We start from the raw sequence: 11,703 nt of genomic DNA, 5'->3' as shown, positions 1-11,703 counted from the left end.
TGGTCACCGTAGCAACGGCGTGCCGCGCGGGCCTAACGGCCCGATCCGCGCACGCCGTCAAAAAGTTCTTGCCATTGTTGCAGCACGCGCGTGGCCGAAAACCGGTCGCGCACGTCCGTCGCCGCCTGCGCCATGCGCTGGCGCGCGGCGTCATTGCCCATCACGTCGGCCAGCGCCTTGCATAGCGCGGGCACGTCGCCATTGGGGCGGACCAGCACGCCGTCGATACCTTCGCGCACGATCTCGCGCGGGCCGGTATCGCAATCGAACGACACGGCGGCCAAGCCGCTGGCCATCGATTCAAGCAGAGTGTTGGACAGCCCTTCAAAGCGCGACGTCAAGACGTATAGATCGGCACTGTCGTACCAATCGCCCACGTTGCCGGCGCGTCCGGGCATCGAGATGCGCGACGCCAGCCCGGCGTTGCCGACTTGCGCTTCGAGGGCGGCGCGCTCATCGCCTTCGCCCAGAATAACCAGATCCCAGTCCGGATGCGACGGCGCCAGCGTGGCGAACGCCTGGATCAGCAGATCGAACCCCTTGTCCGCATGCAGCCGGCCGACCGCCAGCAAGCGCTTGCGCCCGTCGCCCGACACCGGGGTCAGCAACGGTTCGGCGCGCGGCAAAGGCCAGTGCACGGGGTTGGGAATGACGGCCAGCCGGGAGCCGGGCACGTGCTGTTCGATCCAGTCGGCGGTGCCGCGCGTCAATGCGACGACGCGCTCGGCGCGCGGGTAGGTCAGCCGGCGCAAGCGCAGCCACAGGCCCGACAGGGTCTGCGACGGCGGATGCGTATGTTCGGTCGCGATCACGCGGCAACCCAGGCCGGAACTCGCCAGCACGGACAGCACGGACGCCGTGGTCATCATGCCCAGCACGATGTCGGGGCGGAACGCCTTGATCACCCGGCGCAACGCGCGCACGCGCTGCACATTGCTCCAGATGCCGCGCAAGCCCCCGCCCTCACCTGCCGTGTGCAGGACTTCGCGGCGGACGTTCGGGTGCAGGGCATAGACATCGCCGTCTGCGCTGGCCTGGGTCACCACCATCACCTCGCGCCCCATCTGCGCCCAGTGGGCGCTCAGGTCGGCGGCAACGCGTTCAGCGCCGCCCCCATGCAGCGAGTGGATGAACAGCAGGACGCGCAATGCACGGCCGGATTCGGCTTGGGACATTCAATCGGCCTCCTTGGGTTCGGCCTTGCGCATCGCCACCACCAGGTAGCAGGCGAAGGACAGCACATACATGAGGCTGGTTGCCAGCATGATGCCGGCCGCGCCCATCTTGGGCGCCAGCACGGTATTCAACGCGGCCTTCAGCGCAAAATTGGCTACCGCGATGGCGGCCATGATGCGATAGCGGTTCTGGCTGGCCAGCAGTTGCACCAGGATCAGCACGCCGAAGTAGAACGGCAATTGCAGCAGGCCCCAGCGCAGCACATGCGCGACGGCTTCGGTATTTTCCGCGGTAAAGGCGCCGCGCTGGAACAGCACGGACACGCCCCACGGCGCCAGAACCCAACCGATCGCGACCGCCACGGCGCCCGCCCCCACCATCAGCACCGACCATTTCAGCGCCATGCTGCGTGCGCGGGCGGTATCGCCCCGGGCCTGCACGTCGGCCAGCACCGGCAGCGCGGCGCGGCCCACCGACACGGCGCCGATGCCCAGCAAGAGGGACAGCAGCCGGCTGGCGTAGCCCAGCGTCGCGTTCGCATTGGCGCCCAGGTTGGCGGCGGCGTATTGGTCCATCGGGCCGACGAAGCTCATCGCCACCTGGCCGATCAGCATCACGCCGGCGGCGCCCATCAGTTCGGGCCAATGCGGCGAACGCAGCGTCAGGCGCGGCGCGCCCCAGAACCCGCCGTCCGCCCGCGCCGCCAGCCAGGCCAGCCAGACGGTCTGGATGGCATAGCCCACCAAGGTGCCCCACAGCAGCGGCCCGACGCCATCGGCGCTGACGGCCAGCATCACCCAGGCCAGCGTCGCCACGGCGGGTACGCTATCGAGCAACGTATTGACGTGGCGTTCATGCGCGCGCAGCCGCGCGGCGCTGATGCCGGCGATCAACAGCAAGGCCGACACCGGCGCGAAGGCGATCAGCAGGTCGCCCGTCATGCCGCGTACGCGTTCGGGCAATCCCTTGCCCAGCGCGTCCACCACATACGGCCAGGCGAACCAGGTGGCGATGGCCAGCGCAATGCCCGCCGCAGCCACCCAGCCTTGAAGTTCTTTGATGAATTGGTCGCGCTCGGCGTCTTCCGCGCGGCGCAGCCGCACCAGGACAGGAATCAAGACCACCGACAGCACGCCCACGATCGTGACCGGCAGCCAGGTGGCCATGGTCATCGTGAATTGGTAGGCGTCCACGGCGTCGCTGACGCCGTACCGGTAGGCCACCGCCATCTCTTTGATGGCGCCGGCAGCCTTGCCCAGCAGCAGGAACACGGCCACCCGGAACGCGCCTTTGAAGATGCGCTGATGGTCCGGGTGGATGTTGCCGAGTTTGCGGATGAGTGCTTTCAAATCAACGCAGGAATTGCGTGTACCAGGGCATGGCCACTTCCAGGCCTTGCAGCACCGTGTGCGACGGCGCGTAGCCCAGCAGGCGGCCGGCCTTGCTGACGTCGGCCTGCGAGTGGCGCACGTCGCCCGGGCGGAAGTCGGCGTATACGGGCTTTTTGCCGTAGGCCACGTTCTGGTTGCCCAGGGCCTTGACCAGGAAACCGAACAGGTCGTTCAACGTGCTGCGGCCGCTGACGGCCACGTTGTAGACCTGGTTGCGGCCTTCTGCCGGCGCCATCGCGGCCAGCAGGTTGGCCTGCACCGCGTTTTCCACAAAGCAGAAGTCGCGGCTGGTCTCGCCGTCGCCATTGATGATGACGTCGTCGCCCTTGATCATCGCGGCGGTCCACTTCGGGATCACGGCGGCGTAGGCGCCGTTCGGATCCTGGCGCTTGCCGAACACGTTGAAGTAGCGCAGGCCCACCGTTTCGAACCCGTACGAGCGTGCGAACACGTCCGCATACAGTTCGTTCACGAACTTGGTCACGGCGTACGGCGACAAGGGCTTGCCGATATTCTCTTCCACCTTGGGCAAGGCCGGATGGTCGCCGTACGTGGAACTGGACGCCGCATAGACGAACGACTTCACTTGCGCATCGCGGGCGGCGACCAGCATGTTCAGGAAGCCGCCGATGTTCACCTCGTTGGTGGTGATCGGATCTTTCAGCGAACGCGGCACGGAGCCCAGCGCGGCTTGATGCAGCACGAAGTCCACGCCGTCAACGGCGCGGCGGCAAGCATCCAGGTCGCGGATATCGCCTTCCACGAAGGTAAAGCGCGCCCATTGCTCGGCCGAAACCGAAGCGCGCACTTCATCCAGGTTGCGCTGGTGACCGGTTGCGAAGTTGTCCAGGCCGGTGACGGTCTGATTCAGCTTCAGCAGGGTTTCCAGCAGGTTCGACCCGATGAAGCCGGCGCAGCCGGTCACCAGCCACTTGCGCGGCGCGGCGGTCAATTCCTGCTTGATGGTCTCAAAGCGTGTTGCCATGGCTGAATCCTTACAGGCGCAGATCGGATTCGGCGGGCGACAGCACGTACTTCAAGTCGTACAGCACGTGTTGCTCCTTGCCCAGCTTGCGGATGCCTTCGGCGCCCAAGGCCTTGAACTGGTTGTGCGCCACCGCCAGGATCACGGCGTCGTACTTGCCCTCTTCCAGCTTGGCGACCGGCGTCAGGCCGTACTCGTGCACGGCTTCCTCGGCGTCGACCCACGGGTCGTAGACGTCGACGTCTACGTTGTAGTCGCGCAGTTCATGCACGATGTCCACGATGCGCGTATTGCGCAGGTCGGGGCAGTTTTCCTTGAAGGCCAGGCCCATGACGAGCACGCGCGCGCCTTGCACATGGATGCGCTGCTTGGTCATCGCCTTGACCAGTTGCGACACCACGTAGCCGCCCATCGAGTCGTTCAGGCGGCGGCCCGCCAGGATGATCTCGGGGTGGTAGCCGATCGATTGCGCCTTGTGCGTCAGGTAGTACGGGTCCACGCCGATGCAATGGCCGCCCACCAGGCCCGGACGGAACGGCAGGAAGTTCCACTTGGTGCCGGCGGCTTGCAGCACGGCCTCGGTGTCGATGCCCATCTTGTTGAAGATCAGGGCCAGTTCGTTGATCAGCGCGATGTTCACGTCGCGCTGCGTGTTTTCGATCACCTTGGCGGCTTCCGCCACGCGGATGCTGGACGCCTTGTGCGTGCCGGCGGTGATGATCTGCTTGTACAGCTGATCGACCAGTTCGGCGACTTCAGGGGTGGAACCCGAGGTGACCTTCTTGATGGTGCTGACACGGTGTTCCTTGTCGCCCGGGTTGATGCGCTCGGGGCTGTAGCCCGCATAGAAGTCCACATTGAACTTCAAGCCGGACACGCGCTCCAGCACCGGCACGCAATCTTCTTCCGTGGCGCCCGGATAGACCGTGGATTCATAAATGACGATGTCGCCGCGCTTGAGCACGGCGCCGATGGTTTCGCTGGCCTTGACCAGCGGAGTCAGGTCGGGCTGCTTGTATTCGTCGATGGGGGTCGGCACGGTCACGATGAACACGTTGGCCTCGCCCAGCTCGGCGCGGTCGGCGGTGTAGGTCAATTGAGCGGCTTCGGCCAGCTCTGCATCGCTCACTTCCAGCGTGTGGTCGTGGCCGGCCTTCAGTGCGTCGATGCGGCGCGTATTGATATCGAACCCGATGACCGAGCGCTTCTTGCCGAACTCCACCGCCAGGGGCAGACCGACGTAGCCCAGGCCGACGACAGCAAGTTTCACATCCTGAATTCGCAACATAACTCTCCCTTCACCGTAGAACGATTACGGCATTTTAAATATGGTCGGGTGATAGATAACCGAGCCCCCGACGGCAATCGCCGGGGCACTCAAAACTAATCCGTAGTCTTCAAAACAGATGGCAGCAGCAGCCACCCCGGGCGACGCCAGGACACCAGCCGCGCATACAGCCAGATATAGACGCTGGCGAACACCACGAGGCTGGCGCTAAGCGCCCACGCGTTGTCCCACCAGATCGTGGCCGGCACCAGGCCGATCAGCGCCAGCACCCACATGTAGGGCGACGCCATCGCATTGCACAGCGCCGGCACGGCGTGGCGACGGCCCCGGCTGAACGTCACGCGAACCAGGCGGCGGAACACCAGCTGGTGCAGGTGCAAGGCATCCGGCTGGTCGACCGGCACGCCGCGCTTGAAGCGCCGCCGCCAGATCGAGAAACCGGTTTCGAATACGGGGTAGAACAGCACGGCCAGCGCGTAGAACGGCGACACCGACGGATTACGCACGACCAGCAGCACCGCCAGTTCGGCCAGCATGAAGCCCAGGAAATAGGCCCCGCCGTCGCCCAGGAATACGCGCCCGAATGGGAAGTTCCAGACCAGGAAGCCCAAGGTCGCCGACGCCAAGGCGGCGGAGATCAGGAAGATCGGCACGTCGCCCACTTGCATCGCCACCAGGCTGATCGACACCGACATCAGCGTGGCAACCATGCCGGCCAGGCCGTTCATGCCGTCCACGATGTTCAGCGCATGCGTACAGCCGCCCACCGCAATCATGGTGAACAAGAGCGACACCGGCCAGAACGACAGCACGTAGTCCACCGGCGCCATGCCGACACGGCTGACGCCGCCCAGCAGCCACCAGGCGATCGCCGCCGACAGGAATGCCGCCAGCAAACGCTTGCTGGCGCCGATATCTTTAGTGATGTCTTCCAGCAGGCCAGCAACGAACACCGGCAGCGCGGCGACAAACAGCGCGGGCCACAGCCACGTCAGCGTCATGTTGGCGGGCCCCAGCACCAGCAGGCCCAGCAACGTGCCGGCAAGCACGGCCAAGCCGCCGACACGGGGGGTCGCGCGGGAATGGTTCGCTTGCGGCTTGTTCAGATCGCTGTCGCCGGTAAACCGGCCATGCCAGCGTTCCGACCACACGATGAGCCCGCCCACCATGAACGCGACCACGCAGATATACAGCCAGGTCACAGAATCACCTCTGGTTGGTCTATCGAGACAGGCCCGCCATTATGGGAGGCAGGTGTAACGCCCATATATGGCAGGGATAAGGAAGTGCAATTCAGGGGCACGAAACGTAACACCCGGGACAGGGCCGTTCGTCCGCCGCCAGGCCGCTGGATGGAGGGGGCTGATGCAACAAAACCGCGGACGCGCGGAGATACGGATTTCATGCGCTGATTGTAGAGCTTTCCGCTGGGGAACACGCGAAATATCCCAGGGAAAACGCGGATGCCGCCATAGGGAGGATATGCCGTCGACTAGCCAGGTCGGGCGAACCTCGCCAAAAAATAGGGACGCATTAATTCGGCATAAAAAAAAGCCCGAGATCGTAAGATCTCGGGCTAAATCCACCAAAGGAGGAGGGTGGAGGAGACAACCGTGGCATGTTGGGAGCTTGCCTTCTGCTCGCTACGCGTTCGGGGTTTTGCACCGCGCCGACTGCGTTTCAACATCCGATGAGTGAATAGTACCGAGGTTTTTTGTGCGATGCAAGAATTTTTTTAATCTCTTTTGAAGGCCGGTTTTCGCGTTGCGTTTTCGCCGCAAAATTCCCTTGCGCCCCCTGGAGACCCGCATCAACACATGGCTTGGCCAAAAAAAGGGTTTTTGCCGAACGGGTAAACCCATTGCGGACTAACCCTAGACGACACCGGGTAATCCCACCCTGTAATTTGCACTGAAATGGTGCGTCCTGCACCAGCATGCGGCCGAATTTGCGCACTGCAACATTTCAGCCGCAAGCGGTTCTCAGACCCAATAAGCCGTCGTCGTCATGACCTTGGACATTGCCCGCATCGCCGCTTTTACCGGGCCAGGAAGGGGTACGCCCCCAGCCCGCTCGGCGCTGGCGCGATGCTCGGCTTCGTCGTCCTTCATCTTGCGGACAATCTCGCGCGAGCGCTCATCCTGCACCGGCAAGGTGCGTAGATGCTCTTCCAGATGTGCCTCCACCTGCCGCTCGGTCTCGGCCATGAAACCAAGGTTGCGTGGCACTCCCGCATAACTGGCCAGCACGCCCAATGCGAACGATCCGGCGTACCAGACCGGGTTCAAGAGGCTGGGCCGGCTGCCCAGTTCGGTCAGGCGCTCATTGCACCAGACCAGGTGATCGACTTCTTCTGAAGCCGCATTCAGCAGCAGCGCGCGGGGCGCGGGTTCGCGGCAGACCGACGCCTGCCCCCGGTACAACGCCTGCGCGCAGACCTCGCCCACATGGTTCACGCGCATCAGGCCCGCCGCGTGCCGTTTTTCCTGCGCGGACATCGCATTTGGCGCCTCTTCGGACTTGGCCGGATAGGGACGGCCGGCGGTCGCGCTGTTGGACAGCACCCGCAATGCGCGGTCCGCTTCAGCCAGCAACGCATCCAGCGGACTGGTGCGGCGCAGGAAGGAAAGGGGGCCGGATTGTGACAGGGCGGTGGACATGGACAACTCCTTGGCAAAACTGGCGCACACACCCCTGATGCGGGGCGGGGCTCTCGTGCCTGGAATTGTACGCAACAGGTATCATCAACCATTGACTGCGCTCAAAGCTCAAGGACACACGACATGGAATGCACGATCGACTGGGGCGGCCCCAACGGCATGCTCTTTACCGCCAGCACCGGCAGCGGCCACGTGGCCGTGATGGACGGCGCCGTGGACGGCGGCGGCCACAATCTGGCGCCGCGCCCGATGGAAATGCTGCTGGCCGGCACGGGTGGCTGCACCGCCTATGACGTGGTGCTGATTCTGAAGCGCGGCCGCCACGCGGTCACCGGTTGCAGCGTCAAGCTCCATGCCGACCGCGCGGATGCCGACCCGAAGGTCTTCACCCGCATCCATTTCGCCTTCACGGTCACAGGTCGCAACCTGCCGCAAGCCGCGGTGGAGCGCGCCGTGCAGCTATCGCACGAAAAGTACTGCTCGGCCTCGGCCATGCTGGAGAAGACCGCGGCGCTGACGTTTTCGGTCGAAATCGTCGACACGCAGGAAGCGCCGGCCGCCGCCTGAGGCACGCCCGCGTGGTGTAATTCGCCCTATCCCTTCTTCCCTATCTAGATCAAGCGCCGCCGCGTCGCACGCGGCGGCCAATTTGCGTCACCCGCGGGGCGGGCGAACACAAGGACCGCCATGAAACAATACCTGGACCTCGTTCAATCCATCCTGGACACCGGCGCGTGGCAGGAGAACCGGACGGGCATACGCACGCTCAGCATGCCGGGCGCGTCGTTGCGGTTCGACCTGCAAAAGGGCTTTCCCGCCGTCACCACCAAGAAGCTGGCGTTCAAGTCCGCCATCGGCGAAATGGTGGGTTTCATGCGCGCCTCGCGCAGCGCCGCGGAGTTCCGCGAACTGGGCTGCAAGGTCTGGGACCAGAACGCCAACGAAAACAGCCAGTGGCTGGCCAACCCGTACCGCGAAGGCCCGGATGACCTGGGCCCCGTCTACGGCGTCCAATGGCGCCAGTGGCCGGCCTACAAGGTGCTGGACGCCAACCGAACCGCGCAGGTCGAAGACGCGCTGGCCCGTGGCTACGCCAAGGTGGCCGATCTGGAAGAAGCCGGCGTGCCGAAAGTCCTGCTGTACAAGGCGGTGGACCAATTGCGCCAATGCCTGGACACCATCCACGAGCGCCCGGGCGATCGCCGCATCCTGTTCCACGGCTGGAACTGGGCTCAGATCGAAGAGATGGCCCTGCCGCCCTGCCATCTGCTCTACCAGTTCCTGCCCAACGCAACCACCCGCGAAATCTCGCTCTGCTTGTATATCCGGTCCAACGACGTCGGCCTGGGCACGCCCTTCAATCTGACGGAAGGCGCCGCGCTGCTGCACCTGGTGGGCCGCCTGACCGGCTACACCCCGCGCTGGTTCACGTATTTCATCGGCGACGCGCATATCTACGAAAACCACCTGCCGATGCTGCGCGAGCAACTCGCCCGCGAGCCCTACGAATCGCCCAAGCTGATCCTGTCCGACCGCATCCCCGATTTCGCCGTGACAGGCCGCTATGAACCGGAATGGCTGGAAAAGGTGGAACCGGGCGATTTTTCGCTGTCCGGCTACACCCATCACGCGCCGCTCACCGCGCCCATGGCCGTGTAAGATCGCGCCCGGCACGCCGAGTCCGGCGGCCCCGGGAAGCACGCGGGCAGCCGCCGTGGGCGCTTGCCCTCGGGCTGGCAAACCGCGCCTGGCAGCATAAGTGAAGATTGGTGAGCTTCTGGAAGCGCGATTTCGGTATAACCCATCCCTTAGCCTCGGGCGTGCATCCAGAATGCGCTGCGCGCCACGGCTTCCGCAGGCGCTTGCCGCTCCGCGCGTATCGCTTGTCGCGAGACTGCGCTGCCCCATCCGGCAGCGCCGACCGCAGGCAGCGCCCTCCGCATCCCCCTTCCCTACAAGAGAGTATGTAAATCGCCAGCGTCGACAGCCGGAATTGTCTTGCGACCCAATTGCAACTGTTGACTACTAATTGATTTGATTTGAGGCCGGCGCGATCGCAGTAAGCGCTCAGGACAGGACCCCACAAATGCTCGTTGGAACTTATAACCCTTCGCTCGTCCTCGTATCCCTAGGGGTCGCCATCCTGGCGTCATATACGGCGTTGGGCATGGCCAATCGCGTACGGGCCTCGAACGGGCTGCCAGCCGCGCGCTACTGGCTGGCGGGCGGTGCGCTCGCCATGGGCATCGGCATCTGGTCCATGCACTTTGTCGGCATGCTGGCCTTCAACCTGCCCATTCCCATGGGCTACGACCTGCCCCTGACCGTCCTGTCGCTGGGCATCGCCATCGGCTGCTCGGCATTCGCCCTGTGGATCGTGTGCAAGGACGAGCTGCCCTGGCGCAGGCTGATTGCCGGTGCCCTGCTGATGGGCGCAGGCATCGCCGCCATGCACTATCTGGGCATGGCCGCGATGCGCATGGCGCCCGGCATCGTCTACGACACCAAATGGTTTGCGCTATCCATCGTGATCGCCGTGGCCGCCTCCGGCGCCGCGCTATGGATCACCTATCGGTTGCGCCACGACGGGCCGCGCGTGGCCCTGTCCCGACCGCTGGCGTCGGTCGTCATGGGCATCGCCATCGTCGGCATGCACTATTCCGGCATGGAAGCCGCGGGGTTTCCGGCAGGCAGCATCTGCATGGCCGCCGACGGCGGCATTTCGGCCGGCTGGCTGGCCATCGCGGTGACGGCGGTCACGCTCAGCGTGCTGGCCATCGCCCTGGTGGTCGCCGTGCTGGACAACCGGCTTGAGGCGCGCACGTCCGCGCTGGCCTCATCGCTGGCCGAGGCCAACGAAGAGCTGGTGCAGCTGGCGCTGCACGACACGCTCACCAAATTGCCCAACCGCATCCTGCTGGAAGACCGGATGGAGCAGGCCATCGAAAGCGCCAGCCGCCGCAAGGGCTACTTCGCCGTGCTGTTCTTCGACCTGGACGGCTTCAAGGCGGTCAACGACGCCTACGGCCACCACACCGGCGACGCCTTGCTGATCGATCTGGCCCAGCGCATCCGGCAGACCCTGCGCACGCAGGACACGGTGGCGCGCCTGGGCGGCGACGAATTCATCGTGCTGAGCGAAGTGATCGAACCGACCGATGCCGCCAACGTGGCGGACCGGCTGATTGAAGCGATCGCCCGCCCCGTCATGGTCTATGGGCACGAGGTGCTGGTGACGTCCAGCGTGGGCATCGCGATCTACCCGAATGATGGCGAAGACACCCACAGTCTGCTGACCAACGCCGACGCCGCCATGTACCACGCCAAGCGCCTGGGCGGCACCGGCTACAGCTTCTTCGAGCCGTCCATGAACGCGGACGCGCACGAACAGATCGAACTGCTGCACGACCTGCGCCTGGCGCAGGAGCGCGACCAGTTTGTGCTGCACTACCAGCCCAAATATGAAGCGCCCGCAGGCCCCATCATGGGCGCCGAAGCGCTGCTGCGCTGGAACCACCCGACACGCGGCCTGGTCGGTCCGGACCAGTTCATCCCCATCGCCGAAAAGACCGGCCTGATCCTGTCCATCGGAGAATGGGTCATCAACGAGGCCTGCCGCCAGATGCGGGAATGGATCAACGCCGGCCAAGGCCACTGGACCATCGCCGTCAACATTTCGGCCTTGCAGTTCGCGCACGCCAGCCTGGTTGAAACCGTGCGTGCGGCGCTGGCGCGGCACGACGTGCCGCCCGCGTGCCTGACGCTGGAAGTGACGGAATCCACCGCCATGCGCGACGCCGAGGCCAGCCTGGCCGTGCTCAAGCGCCTGTCCGGGCTGGGCGTGACCATCTCCATCGACGACTTCGGCACCGGCTATTCCAGCCTGCTGTATCTGAAGCGCCTGCCCGCGACCGAGTTGAAGATCGACCGGGGCTTTGTGAACCAGCTGGAAAACGACAACGAAGACGCCGCCATTGTGTCGGCCATCGTCGCGCTGGCGCAGCAGCTGAACCTGCGAATCGTCGCCGAAGGCGTCGAAACGGCAGCCCAGCAGAAATTCCTGACCGGCCTGGGCTGCGATTCCTTGCAGGGCTTCCTGCTAGGCCGCCCGATGCCCGCGACGGAGTTCCTGGAACACGCGACCGGTTAGGTGCGGCCGGCTAGGCGCGGCCGGCTGGCCCCAGCGGAATTTGCTACGCTTAC

At 64.8% G+C, this 11,703-nt stretch carries 9 protein-coding genes; 3 read left to right on the top strand and 6 right to left on the bottom strand.

The window, feature by feature from the left end; translation table 11 throughout:
• Positions 1-32: 32 nt before the first annotated feature.
• The 6 genes from CEY09_RS25440 to coq7 form a co-directional block, all read right to left on the bottom strand.
• Entirely contained in the window at positions 33-1,175 is a 1,143-nt protein-coding gene (locus CEY09_RS25440; RefSeq protein ID WP_088590733.1) for a glycosyltransferase family 4 protein, read from the bottom strand.
• Positions 1,176-2,525 (bottom strand): murein biosynthesis integral membrane protein MurJ, encoded by a 1,350-nt coding sequence (gene murJ, locus CEY09_RS25435; RefSeq protein WP_088590732.1) that lies wholly within the window; start codon positions 2,523-2,525, stop codon positions 1,176-1,178.
• 1 nt (position 2,526) lies between these two features.
• Positions 2,527-3,552 (bottom strand): SDR family oxidoreductase, encoded by a 1,026-nt coding sequence (locus CEY09_RS25430; protein ID WP_006226217.1) that lies wholly within the window; start codon positions 3,550-3,552, stop codon positions 2,527-2,529.
• Positions 3,553-3,562: 10 nt separating this feature from the next.
• Positions 3,563-4,840 (bottom strand): Vi polysaccharide biosynthesis UDP-N-acetylglucosamine C-6 dehydrogenase TviB, encoded by a 1,278-nt coding sequence (gene tviB, locus CEY09_RS25425; protein WP_085946959.1) that lies wholly within the window; start codon positions 4,838-4,840, stop codon positions 3,563-3,565.
• Between the two features lie 95 nt (positions 4,841-4,935).
• Positions 4,936-6,042, bottom strand: coding sequence for an MraY family glycosyltransferase (locus tag CEY09_RS25420; protein WP_006226215.1), 1,107 nt, complete (start codon positions 6,040-6,042; stop codon positions 4,936-4,938).
• Between the two features lie 780 nt (positions 6,043-6,822).
• A complete protein-coding gene (gene coq7, locus CEY09_RS25415) occupies positions 6,823-7,500 on the bottom strand; it encodes a 2-polyprenyl-3-methyl-6-methoxy-1,4-benzoquinone monooxygenase (RefSeq protein WP_088590731.1) in 678 nt (225 codons plus the stop codon).
• Between the two features lie 123 nt (positions 7,501-7,623).
• Between coq7 and CEY09_RS25410 the strand changes: the two genes are divergently transcribed.
• The 3 genes from CEY09_RS25410 (at position 7,624) to CEY09_RS25400 (ending at position 11,650) form a co-directional block, all read left to right on the top strand.
• Positions 7,624-8,067, top strand: coding sequence for an OsmC family protein (locus CEY09_RS25410; protein ID WP_006226212.1), 444 nt, complete (start codon positions 7,624-7,626; stop codon positions 8,065-8,067).
• 120 nt (positions 8,068-8,187) lie between these two features.
• Positions 8,188-9,159 carry a thymidylate synthase gene (locus tag CEY09_RS25405; RefSeq protein ID WP_088590730.1) on the top strand — a complete coding sequence of 324 codons (972 nt, stop codon included), beginning with the start codon at positions 8,188-8,190 and terminating at the stop codon, positions 9,157-9,159.
• Between the two features lie 427 nt (positions 9,160-9,586).
• Positions 9,587-11,650, top strand: coding sequence for a putative bifunctional diguanylate cyclase/phosphodiesterase (locus CEY09_RS25400; protein ID WP_088590729.1), 2,064 nt, complete (start codon positions 9,587-9,589; stop codon positions 11,648-11,650).
• Positions 11,651-11,703 lie beyond the last annotated feature (53 nt).

The organism is Achromobacter marplatensis (assembly GCF_002209535.1).
Taxonomy (GTDB): domain Bacteria; phylum Pseudomonadota; class Gammaproteobacteria; order Burkholderiales; family Burkholderiaceae_B; genus Achromobacter; species Achromobacter marplatensis.
The sequence above is the reverse complement of the archived record's forward strand: the minus strand, read 5'-3'. Positions and strand labels throughout refer to the sequence as shown.